The sequence below is a fragment of the Pseudomonas sp. TCU-HL1 genome (assembly GCF_001708505.1).
Lineage (GTDB): Bacteria > Pseudomonadota > Gammaproteobacteria > Pseudomonadales > Pseudomonadaceae > Metapseudomonas.
Map to the genome: position 1 here is coordinate 5244366 of NZ_CP015992.1, position 21506 is coordinate 5265871.

General features: G+C 59.4%; 13 protein-coding genes, 2 tRNA genes and 3 rRNA genes. 4 read left to right on the forward strand and 14 right to left on the reverse strand.

Annotation, left to right across the window (positions count from 1 at the left end; genetic code table 11):
• Positions 1–39: 39 nt before the first annotated feature.
• From mksB to mksF, 3 genes are read left to right on the forward strand one after another with little or no spacing between them, the layout of a single operon-like run.
• The gene (gene mksB, locus THL1_RS24110; protein ID WP_069085598.1) at positions 40–1299 is read left to right on the forward strand and encodes an Mks condensin complex protein MksB; all 1260 of its coding nucleotides are present in this window, start codon (positions 40–42) and stop codon (positions 1297–1299) included.
• Positions 1299–2015 (forward strand): Mks condensin complex protein MksE, encoded by a 717-nt coding sequence (gene mksE, locus THL1_RS24115; protein WP_069085599.1) that lies wholly within the window; start codon positions 1299–1301, stop codon positions 2013–2015. The genes mksB and mksE overlap by 1 nt, the downstream gene beginning before the upstream one ends.
• Positions 2012–4846 (forward strand): Mks condensin complex protein MksF, encoded by a 2835-nt coding sequence (mksF, locus tag THL1_RS24120; protein WP_069085600.1) that lies wholly within the window; start codon positions 2012–2014, stop codon positions 4844–4846. The genes mksE and mksF overlap by 4 nt, the downstream gene beginning before the upstream one ends.
• Positions 4847–5054: 208 nt before the next feature.
• Here the strand turns inward: mksF and THL1_RS24125 are convergent, their stop codons facing one another.
• The 12 genes from THL1_RS24125 to ilvC form a co-directional block, all read right to left on the reverse strand.
• Entirely contained in the window at positions 5055–7346 is a 2292-nt protein-coding gene (locus THL1_RS24125; RefSeq protein WP_069085601.1) for an intermembrane transport protein PqiB, read from the reverse strand.
• Positions 7339–7962, reverse strand: a complete 624-nt coding sequence (locus tag THL1_RS24130; RefSeq protein WP_069085602.1) for a paraquat-inducible protein A — start codon at positions 7960–7962, stop codon at positions 7339–7341. The genes THL1_RS24125 and THL1_RS24130 overlap by 8 nt, the downstream gene beginning before the upstream one ends.
• A complete protein-coding gene (locus tag THL1_RS24135; protein WP_069085603.1) occupies positions 7949–8611 on the reverse strand; it encodes a paraquat-inducible protein A in 663 nt (220 codons plus the stop codon). The genes THL1_RS24130 and THL1_RS24135 overlap by 14 nt, the downstream gene beginning before the upstream one ends.
• 165 nt (positions 8612–8776) lie before the next feature.
• Positions 8777–8892: ribosomal RNA gene (rrf, locus tag THL1_RS24140) — 5S ribosomal RNA — on the reverse strand.
• Between the two features lie 136 nt (positions 8893–9028).
• A 23S ribosomal RNA gene (locus THL1_RS24145) occupies positions 9029–11919 on the reverse strand.
• Positions 11920–12146: 227 nt separating this feature from the next.
• A tRNA-Ala gene (locus THL1_RS24150) sits at positions 12147–12222 on the reverse strand.
• Positions 12223–12254: 32 nt separating this feature from the next.
• Positions 12255–12331, reverse strand: a tRNA-Ile gene (locus THL1_RS24155).
• A 65-nt stretch (positions 12332–12396) separates the two neighbouring features.
• Positions 12397–13933 (reverse strand): 16S ribosomal RNA (locus THL1_RS24160).
• The 16S, 23S and 5S rRNA genes sit together here with 2 tRNA genes alongside, the layout of an rRNA operon.
• A 510-nt stretch (positions 13934–14443) precedes the next feature.
• The gene (msrQ, locus tag THL1_RS24165) at positions 14444–15052 is read right to left on the reverse strand and encodes a protein-methionine-sulfoxide reductase heme-binding subunit MsrQ (RefSeq protein ID WP_069085604.1); all 609 of its coding nucleotides are present in this window, start codon (positions 15050–15052) and stop codon (positions 14444–14446) included.
• Positions 15052–16056 (reverse strand): protein-methionine-sulfoxide reductase catalytic subunit MsrP, encoded by a 1005-nt coding sequence (msrP, locus tag THL1_RS24170; RefSeq protein WP_069085605.1) that lies wholly within the window; start codon positions 16054–16056, stop codon positions 15052–15054. The genes msrQ and msrP overlap by 1 nt, the downstream gene beginning before the upstream one ends.
• 60 nt (positions 16057–16116) lie before the next feature.
• Positions 16117–16932 (reverse strand): CDP-diacylglycerol--serine O-phosphatidyltransferase, encoded by an 816-nt coding sequence (pssA, locus tag THL1_RS24175; RefSeq protein ID WP_069085606.1) that lies wholly within the window; start codon positions 16930–16932, stop codon positions 16117–16119.
• Between the two features lie 141 nt (positions 16933–17073).
• Positions 17074–18132, reverse strand: a complete 1059-nt coding sequence (ilvC, locus tag THL1_RS24180; RefSeq protein WP_257785000.1) for a ketol-acid reductoisomerase — start codon at positions 18130–18132, stop codon at positions 17074–17076.
• 83 nt (positions 18133–18215) lie between these two features.
• On the opposite strand from ilvC, the gene ilvY reads away from it, so the two are divergent.
• Entirely contained in the window at positions 18216–19097 is an 882-nt protein-coding gene (ilvY, locus tag THL1_RS24185; protein ID WP_069085608.1) for an HTH-type transcriptional activator IlvY, read from the forward strand.
• 51 nt (positions 19098–19148) lie between these two features.
• On the opposite strand, the gene ilvN is transcribed toward ilvY, so the two are convergent.
• On the reverse strand, positions 19149–19640 hold the full coding sequence (gene ilvN, locus THL1_RS24190; RefSeq protein ID WP_028630051.1) for an acetolactate synthase small subunit: 492 nt from the start codon (positions 19638–19640) through the stop codon (positions 19149–19151).
• A gap of 2 nt (positions 19641–19642) precedes the next feature.
• Positions 19643–21367 (reverse strand): acetolactate synthase 3 large subunit, encoded by a 1725-nt coding sequence (locus THL1_RS24195; protein ID WP_069085609.1) that lies wholly within the window; start codon positions 21365–21367, stop codon positions 19643–19645.
• Between the last annotated feature and the right edge of the window lie 139 nt (positions 21368–21506).

Below are 21506 nucleotides of genomic sequence, written 5' to 3' on the forward strand. Positions count from 1 at the left end.
GTACAATCGCCTCTTTTTTCAGCGAACCCCGGCCAATCGATGATCGATCCCAAGCGCGTACTGCGCGCCCTAGCCGAACACTGGACGTTGCTCGAGCCGCTCTGCGAGCGTTTCGATGCCGGCACCCTGAGCCTGGTGGAGCTGCGTGTGCAGCTCGCCAACCAGTTGCCGGAAGGCACGCCCACCGACGTGACCGCCCTGCTCGACCTCTGGGTACGCCTGGACATTCTGGTTCCGGTGGCCAAAAGCCCGAACCGCTTCGAGCTGAACGCGCAGATCCACGACTTCCTCGCCTACCTGCGGCGCGAACATCGCCTTGGCCTGTGCCTGGAGATCGAAGCCTACCTGCGCCACCTGGAACGCCTTGCCGGCTATATCCAGGAAGCCTTCGAAATCCGTGACGGCAACGACCTGGCGCGCCAGTTGCGTCTGCTCGACATGCGCGTTCGCGACGTCCTGAAGAAGCTCGACAACGACGAACAGGCGCTGGTGGCCGTGGCTGACCGCGCCAAGACCAGCGACCGGCAGATTCCCCTGCGCCAGCGCTACGCCGAAGTGCTGGCCACCTGGGACGAATACGTCGAGCCGATGATCCAGCTGGTGGCCGCCGACGGCGCCTTCGAACAGGGCGTGCGCCGGGTCGAGCAAGTGCTGCTGCGCCTCTTGGGCGAACAGCAGCGCCTCGGCCAACTGGTGGACGATGACCTGCTGCTGCGTACCCACGCGCGCATCCTGGAAATGCAGACCAGCGCCCAGCTCACCCTGCGCAAGGCTCGCGAACTGCTGCTGCCGCTGCGCGAAGAAGCGCGCCGGCACAACGCCGTGACCCGTGGTGCGGCCCTGGCGCTGTCGGTCATCCGCAAGAAGGGCCTGGACGCCGTACCCCAGGCGGCGATGCCGCTGTTCACCCGGCCGCAGACCACCTTCCTCGGCAGTGGCTCGCAGGTGGAGGCCTATGTCTACGCCCTGGCGCGCTTCCAGCCGAAACCGGCGCACTTCCCGAAGTCCGGCGGCACGCGCAAGGCCGCTGCGCCGCGCTCGCCGAAGACCGCGCGGGAAATGCTCGACCGTTGCGAGCAGGCCCTGCCGCTACCGGACCTGATGATCTGGCTGCTGGAGCAGGAACCCGAAGGCGCCACCGACGAACTCCTCTACTGGTTCTCGCGTCTGTCCCGCGATGCGCGTTTCTCGCGCGATCGCCTGGAGCGCCGTGACTACCTGACCGCCGAGCACCAGGTCAGCCTGAGCTCCTATGCCCTGATCAAGAGCCCCAACGCCGCGGCCGAGAAGACCTCCTGATGAATATCGACCTGAAAGAAATGACCCAGCTGGCGCCCATCTTCCGCGAGCTGTTCAAGGGTTATCACCTCTCCCGCAGCGAGCCGGAGTGCTACGCCCAACTGTCCACGATGCAGGACCAGTACCGCGCCCTGTTCAAGGGCCTCGGCTTCGAGCTGGTTTGCGACCCGCGTGGTTTCTACTACTTCGTGCCCGAACAGATGGGCGCCCAGGTGAACAAGACCGCCCAGCGCCTGGCGCTGTTCACCTTCATCCTCGTCGAGCACCTGGCCGACCAGGGCCGCGACCCGCTTTCCGTACTCGATGGCGGCAGCATCGGCCGCGACGAGTTGCCGGCCCTGCTGGAGAAGTACCGCGACCTGTTCCACCAGGCCGAGGTCACCACCCATGAAGAGCTGGAGGAGAAGGTCATCCGCCGTCTCACCCAGCTGGGCTTCGCCGAAGACAGCAACGGCATCTACCGCTTCCTGCCACCGATGCACCGCTTCCTCGACGTGTGCCTGGCCGTGCAGCACGACCGCGACCTGGCTGCCAGCCTGCACAGCACTGACCTGGAACTGCGCACGCCAGTGCTGATGGATGACGACAGCGGCGATGCCATCGTCCCCGTCGACATCCCTGAAATCGTCGAAATCGAAGCAGCTGCAGAATCCGAAGACGACGCCCTGGCCCGCGCCATGGCCGAAGAACGCGCCGCCCAGGAGGAAAACGCATGAGCCAGGAACGCTACGGCATTCGCCGCTTCGCCCTGCTGAACACCGCCGGCTACAGCCTGGGCCTGTTCCCGCTGGAAACCCCGCTATCGATCTACGGCGCCAACAACCTCGGCAAATCGGCCTCGATCAATGCACTGCAGTTCCCGATCCTGGCACGCATGTCGGACATGAGTTTCGGCAAGTACAGCCTGGAGCAGTCGCGCAAGTTCTACTTCGCCACCGATACCAGCTACATCCTGGTGGAAGTCTCCCTGCCCCACGGCCCCCATGTGATCGGTGTGGCCGGTCGCGGTCCGGGCGGCGGCTTCGGTCACCAGTTCTTCGCCTACCGTGGCGAACTGGACCTGGGTCACTACCAGCGCGATGGCACCTGCCTGCGCCAGCGTGAGCTGTTCAACAACCTGGAACGCGAAGGCATCAAGGCCTACGAGCTCAAGCCTGACGAGCTGCGCCGCCTGCTGGTAGGCGGTCATACGTCCATTCCGCTGGACCTGACGCTGATCCCGTTGCGCTCGACCAGCGAGCAGAGCCTGAAGACCTTCCGCTCGCTGTTCATCAACCTGCTGCACATGCGCGAGATCACCGCGGCCAAGCTCAAGCAACTGTTCCTCGATGCCTTCGAGCACAGCCTGCGTTCCGGCAGCGTGGACTACATCGCCGCCTGCGAAGAAGCCTTCCGCGACGTGCGCCGCATGGAGCAGGACTACCAGGCACTGGTTTCCGCCGGCCCGCTGGTGGAAGCCCTGGCCAATGGCGTGACCCAGCGTGAAGTGCTGCGCGGCAAGCTGCATCGCATTTCGCCGCTGCTGGATTCACTGCTGGGCACCTGGCAGGACTACTCCGGCGCCCGCCGCGAAGAACTGGTGATCCAGGCCGAGCACTATCGCGGCGAGCAGGATGGCCTGCAGAACGAACAGCGCGGCGGCACCCAGGAAATGATGCGCCTGGAGCGCGCCATTACCGAGAACCAGCGCTGGCTGGGTGAGCTGGCGGTGCTGAAGAACCGCTTCGCCCTGGTGGAAGACGCCAAGGTGCTGGAGCAGCAGCTGCTCGCGGCCAAGGACGCCCACGACGAACTGGCCGGCGCCCTAGCGCAATCCCGCCAGTTCTCGGCCGAAGACCTGGACGAGCGCCTGCGCGATCTGGAGAAACGCCTGAAGGCCGTCAAGCAGCAGCTCGACCATGCCGACAACAACAGCTACTCGCGCCTGCGCGAGGAGTTCTCCCAGGCCGACGTCGACCGCCTGATGCGCCTGTTCAACGGCCAGCTGTTCAGCTTGCCGCTGGGTGAGAAAGGCATCCAGCTGGACGACGGCGAAGCCTGGGTGAAGACCCTGGAAACCGTGCTCGACCAGTTCAAGGGCAGCCAGTTCGAGGTGCCCGGGCTGTCCATCGACCTCTCCCACATCGAGCCGCCGGCGCTGCAGGCCCTGGCGGACCGTGCCGCATTGCGAGACCAGAAGGACCGCCTGGAGCGCGAGCTGAAGCAGCTCAAGACCCAGCAAACCGTGGCGGCTGACCGCGCCGCGAGCAAGGCCCAGGCCGAAGCCCTCTACCAGGCCGTTCTGGATGCCCAGAAGGCCATGGAAGACTTCCGCAAGAGCCAGACGCTCAGCGCCGAAGAGCCCGCCAAGCTGGAAGAGCTGGCGCAACTGGAAGCCACCCAGGACGAACTCAAGCGTTCAGCCGATGCCTTCACCGAGCGCGTCCAGCAGCTCTCCGCCAAGCTGCAGCTGGTGGGTCGTCAACTCGCTGACCTGGAAGCCAAGGAACGCACGCTGGAAGACGCCCTGCGCCGCCGCCAACTGCTGCCGGCCGACCTGCCCTTCGGCAAACCGTTCATGGACCCGGTGGACGACAGCCTGGATAACTTGCTGCCGCTGCTCAACGACTACCAGGACACCTGGCAGGCGCTACAGCGTATCGACGGCCAGATCGAGGCGCTCTACGCCCAGGTCCGCCTGAAGGGCGTGGCCAAGTTCGACAGCGAAGACGACGCCGAGCGCCGTCTGCAGCTGCTGATCAACGCCTACGCGCACCGCCAGGACGAGGCGCTGACCCTGGCCAAGGCACGCCGTGCTGCGGTCACCGACATCGCCCGTACCCTGCGCAACATCCGCAGCGACTACGACAACCTGGAACACCAGCTGGCCCTGTTCAACCGCGAGATCAACAAGCGCCAGGTGTCCAACCTTGCGAGCTTCCGCATCGTCCTCGCACCGAACAAGGAAGCGCTGCGCCACATCGACCAGATCATCCACAGCGCCGGTCAGTACGAGGAAGGCGAGACGCTCTCCGTCTTCGACCTGACCAACTCGAGCGACCAGGATGCGAAGAACGAAGAGGCCAAGGAGTACCTGGCACGCCTGGTAGCGGCCAACGGCAACCAGTTGGGCCTGAAGGACCTGTTCGAACTGGCCTTCGAGATCACCAAGGTACACGGCCAGCCGGTCATTCATACCGACATCGATGGCGCCGCTTCCAACGGCACCACCATGACCATCAAGGCGCTGACCAACATGTACCTGTTGCTGCACCTGATGGACCGCGAGCAGGCCGGCCGCATCCGCCTCCCCTACTACCTGGACGAGGCGGCGGACATCGACGAGCGCAACCAGCAGGCGCTGATCGAAACCAGCCAGCAACTGGGCTTCACCCCCATTCTCGCCTCGGTGAAACCGCAGGTTTCGGCCAACGTCGCCATTGACCTCGAAGGCGGCAGCGGCCCGAATGGCATCTACATCGATGAGGCGGACTGGAAGTTCATCAAGCGCCGCGAAGTGGCAAAGGCTGCGACCGAGGCGGAGGAAACGGCGGCCGAGCCCGCCTGACCCGACGCCGGAACAACAAGAGGACCGCAAATTGCGGCCCGTTTGTTTGTATGGGGATCAATTGCGTAGGGTGCGCCGTGCGCACCGGAAAGAGGCGTCGGCCAAATCGTCGTCGGGCTTGCGCATCGGACTTGCTGCGCATGGCACCCTACGGCCAGTCCTTTCCGGGAGCTGGCTTTCCAGCTCCCGGAAAGACGGTCCAGGTCGTTTACTTGCTCAGGGGAATTTTCGGCGCCCAGGTCAGCCATTCATCCTCGGCATCGTCATGCAGGGCGAAGGTCTGGCCATTGAGAGCGACGTTCCCCATCTGCCCTTCGTTCGGCGTGGCGAAGGAAATACCGCCTTCGACCATCGACTCCAGGGACTCGGTACGCACCTTCACGCCGTTGAACAGGCTGGCGTCCACGCCGACACCACTGGTGTGCCAGAAGCGACTGCCACTGTGCACCAGGGGCGCATAGCGCGGCTCGATCAGCACCTGGATGAACACACGGTCAGCCGTTTTGCCCAGTTCGTAGGCAAGCACCTTGCCTACCGGAACTTCGCGGTAGCTGACGATCACGCCGGGCTTGATGGAGCCACGGCGCGGCGCACTGAGGGTGATGCGCAGGCCTTCCTGGCGGGCAATCGGGTCCGGCGCGTCGGCAAGCGCGGTGAAGCGCGTCTGCGGAGCACCCGGCTTGGCCGCCGGCAACACCTCCAGATACTGGCCACTGACCAGGGTGTCCAGATTGGCCGTACGCAGCAGGCCGAGCTCCGGTCGCACCACCCAGAACTGGCTGCCGGCACGCGCGATGCGATCGGCCGCTTGGGTGAGACGCGCCTTGACCACGACGCCGGACAGGTCGTTGTTGAGCGTCACGGTTTCCACCTCACCGACATCAATGCCCTTGAAGCGGATGGGTGTACCCTCCTTGAGGCCTTCGGCCTGGGGAATGACGATTTCGATCAGGGTGCCTTTGACGATGGCCACGGATTCGTCGTCGTACAGGGTGAACCGGCGTGGGCGCGTTACGGGCTTGGCCTTGGGATCGGGGGTTGTAAAAGTGATGCCGCCGGCCAGCAGGGTCTGCAGGGACTCGCTCTTCACTTCGACGCCCGACAGACCGCCCTTGAGGGTGATGCCGCTGGAGTTCCAGAAGCGGGTGGATTCATTCACCAGCTTGGTGAACTCAGGCTCGATGTGAATGCCGATCACCACGCGCTGCTGGTCGCGGGAGAGCTGGTAGCTCTGCACACTCCCCACACGCATCTGACGGAACAGGATCGGGCTCCCGACTTCCAGCGACCCGAGGCGATCACTGGTCAGCACCAGGTGCAAGCCAGGGGCATCGGTGTTCAGCGGCGGCGCCTTGGGACGAACCTTGAACTCGCGGGTCGGCGTCCCTTCCCTGGCAAAGCGCACGGCAATGTAGTTGCCCTTCACCAGGGCCTCGATGCCCGTGATACCGGCTAGCGAGATCGACGGCTTCACCGTCCAGAACTCAGTCCCCTCTACCAGATAGTCTTCGGTACGCGGCTCCATGGTCAGCTCGGCCGTGGCGCCGGTGAAGTCCTTGTCCATATCCAGCTTCTTCAGGGTGCCGACCTGCACGCCGTTGTACATCACCGGCGTGTTGCCCGGGCTGAGCCCGCTGACATCGTCCATACGTAACAGCACTCTCAGGCCGGCTTCGGCAGATTCGAAGCCGTCATACAGGCGGAAGGGAATGCTGGGATCGGTGGGCGGGCTGTCCTGTCGGTGCTCCGGTGTGGCAAAGGCGATACCGCCGGCCATGATGCTGAGCACGGATTCGGTACGGATCTTCACCCCCGAGAGCCCGGCGGTGACATTGAGCCCGCTGGCGTTCCAAAAGCGCGTGTGTTTGCGCACCAGATGGGCGTAGGGCTGCTCGATGTGCACCTTGATCTCGACCGTGCGCTGGTCTTCGGCCAACTGATAGCTCTTCACCTGACCAACCTGGATCTGCCGGTAATAAACCGGGCTGCCCTGTTCAAGAGAGCCAAGGCGTTCGGCCTTGAGTATGAGGTGAAGGCCGGGTAGCGAGTCGGACAATGGTGGCGGCTCAGGCAGTGCCGTGTACTTGCGTGCGGACTCGCCCTTCACCGGATCGATGGCGATGTAGATACCCGACACCAGGGTTTCCAAACCCGTGACACCCGCCAGGGAGACCCGCGGACGAACCAGCCAGAAGCGGGTGTCCTTGCTGAGGTAGGGTTCGGCTTCCTTCATCACCTCGACCGTGGCGACCACGCCCTTAATGTCGTCGCTGACATGCAGGTCGACCACCTTGCCCACCTGGATGCCTTTGTACATCAGTTGAGTCTTGCCGACCTGGATGCCGTCGCCGTTCTCGAAGCGGATCTGGATCTCGATGCCTGCTTCGCTCATGGCCTTCCAGGCCAGCCAGAGGCCGATGAGCAACGCCACCAGAGGTAGAACCCAGATAGCGGACCAGCTCGTGGTTTTGCGGGTTTTGGGCGTTGGCAGCTCAGGCATTCTCGTCGTCCATATCGGTGTTGTCCCAGATCAGTCTGGGGTCAAAGGTCACGGCCGCGGTCATGGTGATCACCACGACGCTGGCGAAGGCCGCCGCTCCCAGGTTGGCTTCGATGCTGGCCAGGTTGCCGAAGTTCACCAGCGCCACAAGGATGGCAATGACGAAGATATCCAGCATGGACCAGCGGCCGATCCATTCGATGAAGCGGTACATCAGGATGCGCTGCCTCGGCGACATGGGTAGTCGTCGCTGTACTGAGTAAAGCAGCAGTGCGATACCCACCAGTTTGAAAGTGGGCACCAGGATGCTCGCAACGAAGACCACCAGGGCGATGGGTACCATCTCGGCATGAATCAGCTCGAGCACGCCGCCCATGATGGTCGAGGGCGCGCCATTGCCGAAGAAATTGACCGTCATGATCGGCAACACGTTGGCCGGCACATAGAGGATGGTTGCGGTGATCAGCAGCGCCCAGGTACGCACGACGCTGTTGGGGCGGCGCGGGTACAGGATGGCGCCGCAGCGGCTGCAGTGGCCATGGTCGTCATCCGACTCGGGGCGGTTCAACTGGTGGCATTCGTCACAGACGACGATCCCGGCATCAATGGCGCGCATGGGCACCTCCTTCGGCGTCCAGTGCATCCCAGACCTGGTGCGGCGACATGGTGACTTCCAGCCACACCTGCGACAGCAGCAGCCCGATGAAGCAGGCCAGACCGACGCCCAGATGCAAGTCGGCGAGATCGATAAGTTTGACGATGGAAACCAGGATGCCCATGAGATAGACCTCGAGCATTCCCCACTCTCGCAAGTGGTGGTACAGACGGTAAAGCATCAGGCCCAGGCCGAGGGCACGGCGGGTACTGATACAGACGAGGACCAACAGCTGGCAGAGCAGCTTGACCAGCGGAACCACCATGCTGCACAGGAACACGACTACGGCAACACCTTCCATTCCGGTGTTGTAGAGGCCAACAACCCCTGTCCAGACAGTGTCATGGGTCGTCTGACCAAGCAGGTTGAGCTTCATGATAGGCAGGAAGTTGGCCGGCACGAACAGCAGCAATGCGGTCAGCACCAGAGCCAGGGCACGGCGCTCCATCTGCGAACGGTGTACCAGCAGCTCATAGCCGCAGCGCGGACAACAGGCTTTCTGCTCTTCGCCCAGATCAGGGTGACGCATCAATAGATCGCACTCGTGGCAGGCAATCAGATCGTGTAGAGGGAGTTCGGAAAGCGGGCGTTCTACAGCCTGTTCAGGCATGGCGGCAAGGCTCACAGGGGTACGCGGCTATTCTAGACGAGCGAACCAGAGTGGTCGCAACTCAAGGGCTACCTGTCGCTACCGGCGCCACTGGTTCATCCGAGCTTTCCGCGCACAAAGACAAACCCCCGAACCGCGTGAGCGGATCGGGGGTTTGGGATAGAAGCTTGACGATGACCTACTCTCACATGGAGAAGCTCCACACTACCATCGGCGATGCGTCGTTTCACTGCTGAGTTCGGGATGGGATCAGGTGGTTCCAACGCTCTATGGTCGTCAAGCAATTCGGTAGGGATCTCGTCGCGAGACGCGATCCCGAATCAGGTATGTGACAGTCTGGTTTTGCGGTTCAGGCCAATTTTCGGTCTGTCGACTTCACCCATCGCACCCACAATCACCAGATTGTTTGGGTGTTATATGGTCAAGCCTCACGGGCAATTAGTATGGGTTAGCTCAACGCCTCACAGCGCTTACACACCCCACCTATCAACGTCGTAGTCTTCGACGGCCCTTCAGGGGATTCAAGATCCCAGTGAGATCTCATCTTGAGGCGAGTTTCCCGCTTAGATGCTTTCAGCGGTTATCTCTTCCGAACATAGCTACCCGGCAATGCCACTGGCGTGACAACCGGAACACCAGAGGTTCGTCCACTCCGGTCCTCTCGTACTAGGAGCAGCCCCTCTCAAATCTCAAACGTCCACGGCAGATAGGGACCGAACTGTCTCACGACGTTCTAAACCCAGCTCGCGTACCACTTTAAATGGCGAACAGCCATACCCTTGGGACCGGCTTCAGCCCCAGGATGTGATGAGCCGACATCGAGGTGCCAAACACCGCCGTCGATATGAACTCTTGGGCGGTATCAGCCTGTTATCCCCGGAGTACCTTTTATCCGTTGAGCGATGGCCCTTCCATACAGAACCACCGGATCACTAAGACCTACTTTCGTACCTGCTCGACGTGTCTGTCTCGCAGTCAAGCGCGCTTTTGCCTTTATACTCTACGACCGATTTCCGACCGGTCTGAGCGCACCTTCGTACTCCTCCGTTACTCTTTAGGAGGAGACCGCCCCAGTCAAACTGCCCACCATACACTGTCCTCGATCCGGATGACGGACCAGAGTTAGAACCTCAAGCATGCCAGGGTGGTATTTCAAGGATGGCTCCACGAGAACTGGCGTCCTCGCTTCACAGCCTCCCACCTATCCTACACAAGCAGGCTCAAAGTCCAGTGCAAAGCTACAGTAAAGGTTCACGGGGTCTTTCCGTCTAGCCGCGGATACACTGCATCTTCACAGCGATTTCAATTTCACTGAGTCTCGGGTGGAGACAGCGCCGCCATCGTTACGCCATTCGTGCAGGTCGGAACTTACCCGACAAGGAATTTCGCTACCTTAGGACCGTTATAGTTACGGCCGCCGTTTACCGGGGCTTCGATCAAGAGCTTCGCTTGCGCTAACCCCATCAATTAACCTTCCGGCACCGGGCAGGCGTCACACCCTATACGTCCACTTTCGTGTTTGCAGAGTGCTGTGTTTTTAATAAACAGTCGCAGCGGCCTGGTATCTTCGACCGGCATGGGCTTACGCAGTAAATGCTTCACCCTCACCGGCGCACCTTCTCCCGAAGTTACGGTGCCATTTTGCCTAGTTCCTTCACCCGAGTTCTCTCAAGCGCCTTGGTATTCTCTACCCAACCACCTGTGTCGGTTTGGGGTACGGTTCCTAGTTACCTGAAGCTTAGAAGCTTTTCCTGGAAGCATGGCATCAACCACTTCGTGTTCTAAAAGAACACTCGTCATCAGCTCTCGGCCTTGAACACCCGGATTTGCCTAAGTGTTCGGCCTACCACCTTAAACTTGGACAACCAACGCCAAGCTGGCCTAGCCTTCTCCGTCCCTCCATCGCAGTAACTAGAAGTGCGGGAATATTAACCCGCTTCCCATCGACTACGCATTTCTGCCTCGCCTTAGGGGCCGACTCACCCTGCGTCGATTAACGTTGCGCAGGAACCCTTGGTCTTTCGGCGTGCGAGTTTTTCACTCGCATTGTCGTTACTCATGTCAGCATTCGCACTTCTGATACCTCCAGCAAGCTTCTCAACTCACCTTCACAGGCTTACAGAACGCTCCTCTACCGCTCGTCTTACGACGAACCCGTAGCTTCGGTGTCTAGTTTGAGCCCCGTTACATCTTCCGCGCAGGCCGACTCGACTAGTGAGCTATTACGCTTTCTTTAAAGGGTGGCTGCTTCTAAGCCAACCTCCTAGCTGTCTAAGCCTTCCCACATCGTTTCCCACTTAACTAGAACTTTGGGACCTTAGCTGACGGTCTGGGTTGTTTCCCTTTTCACGACGGACGTTAGCACCCGCCGTGTGTCTCCCACGCTGACACTTCCAGGTATTCGGAGTTTGCATCGGTTTGGTAAGTCGGGATGACCCCCTAGCCGAAACAGTGCTCTACCCCCTGGAGTGATACGTGAGGCGCTACCTAAATAGCTTTCGAGGAGAACCAGCTATCTCCGAGCTTGATTAGCCTTTCACTCCGATCCACAGGTCATCCGCTAACTTTTCAACGGTAGTCGGTTCGGTCCTCCAGTCAGTGTTACCTAACCTTCAACCTGCCCATGGATAGATCGCCCGGTTTCGGGTCTATACCCAGCGACTGAACGCCCTATTAAGACTCGCTTTCGCTACGCCTCCCCTATTCGGTTAAGCTCGCCACTGAATATAAGTCGCTGACCCATTATACAAAAGGTACGCAGTCACCTAACAATGTAGGCTCCCACTGCTTGTACGCATACGGTTTCAGGTTCTATTTCACTCCCCTCTCCGGGGTTCTTTTCGCCTTTCCCTCACGGTACTGGTTCACTATCGGTCAGTCAGTAGTATTTAGCCTTGGAGGATGGTCCCCCCATATTCAGACAAAGTTTCACGTGCTCCGTCCTACTCGATTTCACTTCCTGGACCCTTTCGCGTACGGGGCTATCACCCACTATGGCCGCACTTTCCAGAGCGTTCCGCTAAAATCCAAGAAGCTTAAGGGCTAATCCCCGTTCGCTCGCCACTACTAAGGGAATCTCGGTTGATTTCTATTCCTCAGGGTACTTAGATGTTTCAGTTCCCCTGGTTCGCCTCTTGCACCTATGGATTCAGTACAAGATACCTAGGTTATCCTAGGTGGGTTCCCCCATTCAGAGATCTCCGGATCAAAGTCTGTTTGCCGACTCCCCGAAGCTTATCGCAGGCTACCACGTCTTTCATCGCCTCTGACTGCCAAGGCATCCACCGTATGCGCTTCTTCACTTGACCATATAACCCCAAGCAATCTGCCTGTGAGCATGGCGGTGAAGACGACATTCGCCGAAAATTCGCGCTTGAACTCGCAAATTTTACCTTGAATCATTGAGTGCAGTGAAACACTCAACAAGTCACTTCTATCACATACCCGAATTTTTAAAGAACGATTCTGAAACAAAGTCCAGAATTCAATATCCCACAACGGATATTCAATTCTGAGCTCTTGGTCAGCCTGGAGATGGTGGAGCCAAGGAGGATCGAACTCCTGACCTCCTGCGTGCAAAGCAGGCGCTCTCCCAGCTGAGCTATGGCCCCAATGTCCAGCGGTCAGTCGACCCCGCGACAATTGGTGGGTCTGGGCAGATTCGAACTGCCGACCTCACCCTTATCAGGGGTGCGCTCTAACCAACTGAGCTACAGACCCAATCGCCTTCGCAATTGAATCAAGCAATTCGTGTGGGAACTTATGAAGAAGCTGATGTCTTCGATTAAGGAGGTGATCCAGCCGCAGGTTCCCCTACGGCTACCTTGTTACGACTTCACCCCAGTCATGAATCACTCCGTGGTAACCGTCCCCCTTGCGGTTAGACTAGCTACTTCTGGAGCAACCCACTCCCATGGTGTGACGGGCGGTGTGTACAAGGCCCGGGAACGTATTCACCGTGACATTCTGATTCACGATTACTAGCGATTCCGACTTCACGCAGTCGAGTTGCAGACTGCGATCCGGACTACGATCGGTTTTATGGGATTAGCTCCACCTCGCGGCTTGGCAACCCTTTGTACCGACCATTGTAGCACGTGTGTAGCCCTGGCCGTAAGGGCCATGATGACTTGACGTCATCCCCACCTTCCTCCGGTTTGTCACCGGCAGTCTCCTTAGAGTGCCCACCATAACGTGCTGGTAACTAAGGACAAGGGTTGCGCTCGTTACGGGACTTAACCCAACATCTCACGACACGAGCTGACGACAGCCATGCAGCACCTGTGTCTGAGTTCCCGAAGGCACCAATCCATCTCTGGAAAGTTCTCAGCATGTCAAGGCCAGGTAAGGTTCTTCGCGTTGCTTCGAATTAAACCACATGCTCCACCGCTTGTGCGGGCCCCCGTCAATTCATTTGAGTTTTAACCTTGCGGCCGTACTCCCCAGGCGGTCGACTTATCGCGTTAGCTGCGCCACTAAGATCTCAAGGATCCCAACGGCTAGTCGACATCGTTTACGGCGTGGACTACCAGGGTATCTAATCCTGTTTGCTCCCCACGCTTTCGCACCTCAGTGTCAGTATCAGTCCAGGTAGTCGCCTTCGCCACTGGTGTTCCTTCCTATATCTACGCATTTCACCGCTACACAGGAAATTCCACTACCCTCTACCGTACTCTAGCTCAGTAGTTTTGGAGGCAGTTCCCAGGTTGAGCCCGGGGATTTCACCTCCAACTTGCTGAACCACCTACGCGCGCTTTACGCCCAGTAATTCCGATTAACGCTTGCACCCTTCGTATTACCGCGGCTGCTGGCACGAAGTTAGCCGGTGCTTATTCTGTTGGTAACGTCAAAACAACCAGGTATTAACTGACTGCCCTTCCTCCCAACTTAAAGTGCTTTACAATCCGAAGACCTTCTTCACACACGCGGCATGGCTGGATCAGGCTTTCGCCCATTGTCCAATATTCCCCACTGCTGCCTCCCGTAGGAGTCTGGACCGTGTCTCAGTTCCAGTGTGACTGATCATCCTCTCAGACCAGTTACGGATCGTCGCCTTGGTGAGCCATTACCCCACCAACTAGCTAATCCGACCTAGGCTCATCTGATAGCGTGAGGTCCGAAGATCCCCCACTTTCTCCCGTAGGACGTATGCGGTATTAGCGTCCGTTTCCGAACGTTATCCCCCACTACCAGGCAGATTCCTAGGCATTACTCACCCGTCCGCCGCTCGCCGGCATCCCGAAGGACCCGCTGCCGCTCGACTTGCATGTGTTAGGCCTGCCGCCAGCGTTCAATCTGAGCCATGATCAAACTCTTCAGTTCAATACTGCTTGGGTTTTGAGAAAACCCTAAACTTGGCTCAGCAATCGCAAATAAACTCTCGAATTCACGAGTGTTACTTGTGATGCTGATAATCAGTTGACTATCAGGCTTACCTCACAAGCACCCACACGAATTGCTTGATTCAGTTGTTAAAGAGCGTTTCGATCAAGCCTTTCGTCTCAACCGAGGCCGCGCATTCTACCGCAGCCTTTCTTCCTGTCAAGCTGTTTTTTCGAAAATTTCTTTTCTACTCAACCGCTTGCGCTGCCAATCCGAATCACTCTTCTCGTCAGCGGGAAGGCGCATTCTACAGCGTTCAAACCCGCTGTCAACGCCTCCGTTCCCACTTCATTCGCCTGCGGCGAATCTTGCGAAGCGGAACCTCTCGCCACCTTCACCAAGCATTTAACTCATTGATTTACAAGGAGTTTTGCTTGGCAACTGCGCCGGAAGTGGGGCGCATTATAGGGATGCAGAATCTGCCGTCAACACTTATTTGAAACTTTTCGGTCATCCCGGCTGAACGCCTCGGAACATCCTGGGCAGGAGGCGCTCTACCGGTGGCGCCCGCAACAGCATCAGTAGAGCTCCTGCAATGGCGTAGCCGGACCACTCAGCCATATCCGCCCGCACGACCCAGAGCATGTGGAGCAACGCGATGGCAAGAACCGCATAAACCAGGCGGTGCAGTTGCTTCCAGCGTTTACCCAGGCGCCGAATGCTGAAGCGGTTGGAGGTGACGGCAAGCGCTAGCAGTCCGGAGAACCCCAACGCCCCGACAAAGATATACGGCCGCTTGCCCAGGTCGATCAGCAACTGCTGCATGTCCAACCCGAGAATAAACACGGCATACGCACTGATATGCAGCACTACATAGGTAAAACACCAAAGCCCCAGTTGGCGCCGTGCCGCAATCCACCCTCCCCAGCCGGTCAACTTCTGCAAGGGGGTCATGGCCAGCGTGATCAGCAAAAACCAGAGCGCCCCTAGACCCAGGCGATCGACCAGGACCTTGCCCGGGTCCGGCCCCAGCGCAAAAATCCACGCCTGGTACAGCCACAGGCCGACAGGAACTGGCGCAACCAGCAAGACAAAAAGCTTCCAGAGCTTGAAACGCATCAGTAGTACTTCCTCAGATCTAGCCCGGTATAAAGGCTGGCAACTTCTTCATAGCCGTTGAACATGCGAGTGGGCACGACATTCGGGCTGAACAAACCGCTCGGCAGCCGCCGCTCATGGGCCTGACTCCAGCGTGGATGATCCACCTCCGGATTGACGTTCGAATAGAAGCCATATTCCTCAGGTGCAATTGTTTGCCAGGTGGTCGGCGGCGGCTCACTGACCAGACTGATCCGTACGATGGACTTGATGCTCTTGAAACCGTACTTCCAGGGCACGACCAGGCGCAGCGGCGCACCATTCTGATTTGGCAGCACACGGCCATACATACCAACGGCAAGAATGCTCAGTGGGTGCATGGCCTCATCCAGACGTAATCCCTCCACATAAGGCCAATCGATCAGGGAAAAGCCCGAACGCACACCAGCCATCTCGTCTGGTGCAAGCCGGGTCTCGAAACTCACGTATTTGGCCTTGGAGGTTGGCTCCACCCGTTTGAGCAAATCAGCCAAGGGGAAACCCAGCCACGGGATGACCATCGACCAGGCCTCGACACAGCGCAATCTATAGATGCGTTCCTCCAACCCATGAGGCCTGATCAGATCCTCAACCGAGTAAGTGCCTGGCTTCCCTACTTCACCATCTATGAGCACCGTCCAAGGTTCGGTCTGCATGTTCTCGGCATAGCGCGCCGGATCGCCCTTGTTGGTTCCGAACTCATAGAAATTGTTGTAATGAGTCGCATCCTGGAAGGGCGTGATGGACTCCCCCTTCGCAGTAACGGCCTGCCAGCGAGTGGTTGCCAGCTTTTCGGTGAACCATGCAGGTGCCTGGGCAGGCTCAGCATCAGGATAGACAGACGCATCCCCCGCGTATCCTGGCAATGCGGCCATGGCAGCCAGGCCTCCGGCTGCCGCCAGCAATCGACGACGCGAGATATAGAGGGATTCAGGCGTGACTTCGTGCTCGCGGCACGCGGACGAAGGAGGGATATGGATCAGCATGGCGACTCCGCAACTCGGGCTGGGATGCCCAATAGACTGCGGAGCCGCGAAGAAATTACATCACTCGACCTGCTTGCGGCGGCGCAACTGGAGCAAGTATTGCACCGGGCCGGACGCGGCGTAAGCCAGGAAGATCAGCAGGAGAATGCGCGGCGGGTCGCTGAACACCACGGCGAAGGCCAGCACCACGATCAGGATGGCCACAAAGGGCACGCGTCCTTTCAGATCGAGGTCCTTGAAACTGTAGAACTTGATGTTGCTCACCATCAGCATGCCGGCAAGAGCGACCAGCAGGGCGACGATGAAGGACATGTTCGAGCCCTTGATCCCGAAATCGCTGAAGGCCCAGACGGTACCCGCAACCATACCGGCTGCGGCTGGGCTGGCGAGACCGATGAAATAGCGCTTGTCCACTTTGCCGATCTGGGTGTTGAAGCGCGCCAGTCGAAGCGCCGCACCCGCCACAAAGATGAAAGCAACGGTCAGGCCAACGCTGCCCAACCCGCTCAGCGCCCACTCGAATGCAAGCAGTGCCGGAGCCACGCCGAAGGCAACCATGTCCGACAGAGAGTCGTACTCGGCTCCGAAGGCGCTCTGAGTGTTGGTGAGTCGGGCGACGCGACCGTCGAGGCTGTCCAGCACCATGGCAACAAAAATGGTAGCAGCCGCCACCGAGAAGTTGCCATTCATGGCGTTGACGATGGCGTAGAAGCCAGCGAACAGGTTGGCGGTGGTGAACAAATTGGGTAGCAGATAGATACCGCGATGCCGAACCTTGCGACCTTCGGCGTCCTGCCCCTCCTCGACATGCTCGTCGATGGGCAGCAAGCTGTCGCCGTCAGCAGACTGATTCGGATCTTCGGGACGTTCATTCATGAACAACATCCTTACAACGAATACGGATTGTGGTGGGGGCACCCGGAAGGCACCACCCGGCAAACAGGCTTTATACCAGAACCCTGCTGCCAGAACGAAAGAACGCGGCCGAGGCCGCGTTCTTTCCAATCGGAGAAGACCTTAGTTCTTGGTCTTGTCAACGATCTTGTTGGCAGAGATCCACGGCATCATCGCACGCAGACGCTCGCCAACCTGCTCGATCGGGTGAGCAGCGTTGTTGCGGCGGTAGGCGGTCATCGAAGCGTAGTTCGAGGCACCTTCCTGGATGAACATCTTGGCGTATTCGCCGTCCTGGATGCGCTTCAGAGCGTTGCGCATGGCCTGACGGGATTCGGCGTTGATGACCTCCGGACCGGTTACGTATTCACCGTACTCGGCGTTGTTGGAGATCGAGTAGTTCATGTTGGCGATGCCGCCTTCGTACATCAGGTCGACGATCAGCTTCAGCTCGTGCAGGCACTCGAAGTAGGCCATTTCCGGCGCATAGCCAGCTTCGACCAGGGTTTCGAAACCGGCTTTCACCAGCTCGACGCAGCCACCGCACAGTACGGCCTGCTCACCGAACAGGTCGGTTTCGGTCTCGTCCTTGAAGGTAGTCTCGATGATGCCGGTACGGCCGCCGCCCACGCCGCAAGCGTAGGACAGGGCGACGTTCTTGGCGTTGCCGGAAGCGTCCTGGTAGATAGCGACCAGGTCAGGGATACCGCCGCCCTTGACGAACTCGGAGCGCACGGTGTGACCGGGAGCTTTCGGCGCGATCATGATCACGTCGAGGTCAGCGCGCGGTACGACCTGGTTGTAGTGGATGGCGAAGCCGTGGGCGAAGGCCAGGGTGGCACCCTTCTTCAGGTTCGGCTCGACTTCTTCCTTGTACAGCTTGGACTGGAACTCGTCCGGAGTCAGGATCATCACCAGGTCAGCAGCGGCAACAGCTTCCGGCACGCTCTTGACGGTCAGGCCGTGGGCCTGGGCCTTGGCAACAGTAGCAGAGCCCGCGCGCAGGCCGACGGTTACGTCGACACCGGAGTCTTTCAGGTTGCAGGCATGGGCATGGCCCTGGGAACCGTAACCGATGATGGCAACTTTCTTGCCCTGGATGATCGAGAGGTCACAGTCTTTGTCGTAATAAACTTTCATGTTCCTGACTCTTTTATAACGAAAGGGATGGGGTGCGCGCACCGCGACAAGGGCACATTAAGCGATCTGACACATTGCGTAAAATGATATATTCGCAACGCAATGTGCCGATATGCGAAATACTCATGGACAGCCACTCCCTCAAGCTCTTTCTTTCCCTGGCAGACAACCTGCACTTCGGCAAAACCAGCCGCGAGCAGCATGTCAGCCCCTCCGCGCTCAGTCGCAGCATCAAGCAACTCGAGGACGAACTCGGCGCACCACTGTTCGTGCGCGACAGTCGCTCGGTTCAGCTGACCCGCGAGGGGCAGCAGTTCCGCGAATACGCGAGCGAGGCCATGAGCGGCTGGCATGCCATCCGCCAACGACTCATGCAGGACCAATTGGACCTGCACGGCGAACTCTCCCTGTATTGCTCGGTGACGGCGAGCTACAGCTTCCTCTACGACATCCTGAGCAGCTTCCGCCTGGACTACCCCCGCATCGAAATGAAGCTGCACACCGGCGACCCCGCAAAGGCCGTCGAGCGGGTGCAACAAGGGCTGGAGGATCTTGCCATCGGTGCCCGACCCGACAACCTGCCAGCCGGCGTCGACTTCCAGTCGATTACCCGCTCGGAGCTGCGCTTCATCGGCCCACAGTCACCTCAACTGCTGACAGAAGAACAACTGAGGCAGCCCACGGCGCAGAACTGGAAGGACGTGCCGATGATTCTCTCGGAAGAAGGCCTGGCCCGAACCCGGACCGACCGCTGGCTGAAAAGCCACGGCATCAAGCCGCGCATCTATGCCCAGGTGAGCGGCAACGAGGCCATCGTCAGCATGGTGAGCCTGGGGTTCGGTATCGGCGTGGTTCCGCAGATCGTGCTCGACAACAGCCCACTGACCGCACGCATCCGCATCTACGATATCCAGCCGCCATTGGCCGCCTACGACATCGGCCTGTTCGCCCTGGAAAGACGCCTCAAGGCCCCGCTGATCGCAGCCTTCTGGAATCGCCGCCAGTAAAATCCGGGCAATAAAAAACCCCGCACCAGGCGGGGTTTTTCATGACTGCGATCAGATAGTCAGCACTTTGTCGCCACGGGAAATCCCGGTGACGCCACTGCGTACGGTTTCCAGGATCGAGCTGGTGCCGATAGCCTGGATGAAGCTGTCCAGCTTGTCACTGGTACCTGCCAGCTGGATCGTGTAGACGCTGGACGTCACGTCGACGATCTGGCCACGGAAGATGTCGGTGGTGCGCTTGACCTCGGCACGCTGGGCGCCGGTAGCCTTGACCTTGACCAGCATCAGTTCGCGCTCGATGTGGGCGCTCTCCGACAGGTTCACCAGCTTGACCACTTCAATCAGCTTGTTGAGGTTCTTGGTGATCTGCTCGATCACCTCATCGTGGCCGATTGTGGTGAGGGTCAGACGCGACAGGGTCGGGTCTTCGGTCGGCGCCACGGTCAGGCTTTCGATGTTGTAGTTGCGCTGGGAGAAGAGGCCGACCACGCGGGACAGGGCGCCCGGCTCGTTCTCCAGCAGCAGGGAAATGATGTGTCGCATGTTCAGGTCCGCTCCGTCTTGCTCAGCCACATGTCGCGCATGGCGCCATCCCGAATCTGCATCGGGTAGACGTGTTCGCTGGAGTCGACCTGGATATCGAGGAACACCAGACGGTTCTTCAGCGAGAACGCCTCTTCCATCTTCGCTTTCAGATCCTTCGGATCGGTCACGCGAATGCCGACGTGGCCATAGGCCTCGGCCAGCTTGACGAAGTCAGGCAGCGATTCCATGTAGGAGTGCGAGTAACGGCTGTTGTATTGCATGTCCTGCCATTGGCGGACCATGCCCAGCGTACCGTTGTTCAGGTTGACGATCTTCACCGGCAGATCGTACTGCAGGCAGGTAGACAGTTCCTGAATGTTCATCTGGATACTGCCCTCACCGGTCACGCAAGCGACGTCGATTTCCGGGAAGCTCAGTTTGATACCCATGGCAGCGGGGAAACCGAAGCCCATGGTCCCCAGGCCACCGGAGTTGATCCAGCGATTGGGCTTGTTGAAGCGGTAGTACTGCGCGGCGAACATCTGGTGCTGGCCCACGTCGGAGGTGATGTAGGCATCGCCCTTAGTCACTTCCCACAGGGTTTCGATCACGCTCTGCGGCTTGATGATGCTGCCGTCGCCCTTGTCGTAGGGGAACAGGTCGCCACCGGCGCGCCACTCGTCGATCTGCTTCCACCAGGCTGCAACGGTCTCCTTGTTCGGGGTCTCGCCGATTTCCTTGAGGATGGCGACCATCTCGGACAGCACGCTGTCCACCGGCCCCACGATCGGAATGTCGGCCTTGATGGTCTTGGAGATCGAAGCCGGGTCGATGTCGATGTGGATGACCTTGGCGTTCGGGCAGAACTTGGCAGCACCGTTGATGACGCGGTCATCGAAGCGCGCACCGACCGCCAGGATCACGTCGCAGTGGTGCATCGCCAGGTTAGCGGTGTAGCTACCATGCATGCCGAGCATGCCGACGAACTGGCGATCGGTACCCGGGAAGGCGCCCAACCCCATCAGGGTGTTGGTAACCGGCAGGTTGAGCATCTTGGCCAGCTCGGTGAGCTGCTCGGACGCGTTGCCCATGATCACGCCACCGCCGGAGTACAGGATCGGGCGTTTGGCGGCCAGCAGCATCTCGGCAGCCTTGCGGATCTGGCCGGAATGGCCACGAACAGCTGGGCTGTAGGAGCGCAGCTTGACCTTCTTCGGGTAGCTGTATTCGAACTTCTGGGTCGGATCGCCCATGTCCTTCGGGATGTCGACGACAACCGGGCCCGGGCGGCCGGATTGAGCGATGTAGAACGCCTTCTTGATCACCTCAGGGATTTCCGAGGGATGCTTGATGATGAAGCTGTGCTTCACGATCGGGCGGGAGATACCGACCATGTCGGTTTCCTGGAAGGCGTCGGTACCTACCATGTTGCTCGGCACCTGGCCGGACAGGATCACCATCGGGATGGAGTCCATGTAGGCAGTAGCGATACCGGTAACGGCGTTGGTCGCGCCAGGGCCGGAAGTCACCAGCACCACACCGGGCTTGCCGGTGGCGCGGGCGTAACCGTCTGCCATGTGGGTAGCAGCCTGTTCATGACGGACCAGGATGTGGGTCACTTCATTTTCTTTGAACAGGGCATCGTAGATATGCAGGAGGGCACCACCCGGGTACCCATAGATGTACTTAACGCCTTCGTCACGCAGCGAGCGGACGACCATTTCAGCGCCAGATAAAAGCTCCACGTTTTTCACCTCTAGAACGCCAGAAAACCGCCCGCGACCGGACGGCCTGAATAGGTTTGCTTGCAGGCAGCGCGTGAGCGACTGGTGGTCGCCGACTACGTCAGCTGCTGACTGAACAAGCATTGGGTCGGCCCCTGAG

What these genes read in the sequence shown, in the direction of transcription:
- pssA (WP_069085606.1), bottom strand. Translation starts at nt 16,932, where the DNA reads ATGAATGAACGTCCCGAAGATCCGAATCAGTCTGCTGACGGCGACAGC.
- mksF (WP_069085600.1), top strand. Translation starts at nt 2,012, where the DNA reads ATGAGCCAGGAACGCTACGGCATTCGCCGCTTCGCCCTGCTGAACACC.
- msrP (WP_069085605.1), bottom strand. Translation starts at nt 16,056, where the DNA reads ATGCTGATCCATATCCCTCCTTCGTCCGCGTGCCGCGAGCACGAAGTC.
- THL1_RS24130 (WP_069085602.1), bottom strand. Translation starts at nt 7,962, where the DNA reads ATGCGCGCCATTGATGCCGGGATCGTCGTCTGTGACGAATGCCACCAG.
- ilvY (WP_069085608.1), top strand. Translation starts at nt 18,216, where the DNA reads ATGGACAGCCACTCCCTCAAGCTCTTTCTTTCCCTGGCAGACAACCTG.
- mksB (WP_069085598.1), top strand. Translation starts at nt 40, where the DNA reads ATGATCGATCCCAAGCGCGTACTGCGCGCCCTAGCCGAACACTGGACG.
- msrQ (WP_069085604.1), bottom strand. Translation starts at nt 15,052, where the DNA reads ATGCGTTTCAAGCTCTGGAAGCTTTTTGTCTTGCTGGTTGCGCCAGTT.
- ilvN (WP_028630051.1), bottom strand. Translation starts at nt 19,640, where the DNA reads ATGCGACACATCATTTCCCTGCTGCTGGAGAACGAGCCGGGCGCCCTG.
- THL1_RS24125 (WP_069085601.1), bottom strand. Translation starts at nt 7,346, where the DNA reads ATGCCTGAGCTGCCAACGCCCAAAACCCGCAAAACCACGAGCTGGTCC.
- mksE (WP_069085599.1), top strand. Translation starts at nt 1,299, where the DNA reads ATGAATATCGACCTGAAAGAAATGACCCAGCTGGCGCCCATCTTCCGC.
- THL1_RS24135 (WP_069085603.1), bottom strand. Translation starts at nt 8,611, where the DNA reads ATGCCTGAACAGGCTGTAGAACGCCCGCTTTCCGAACTCCCTCTACAC.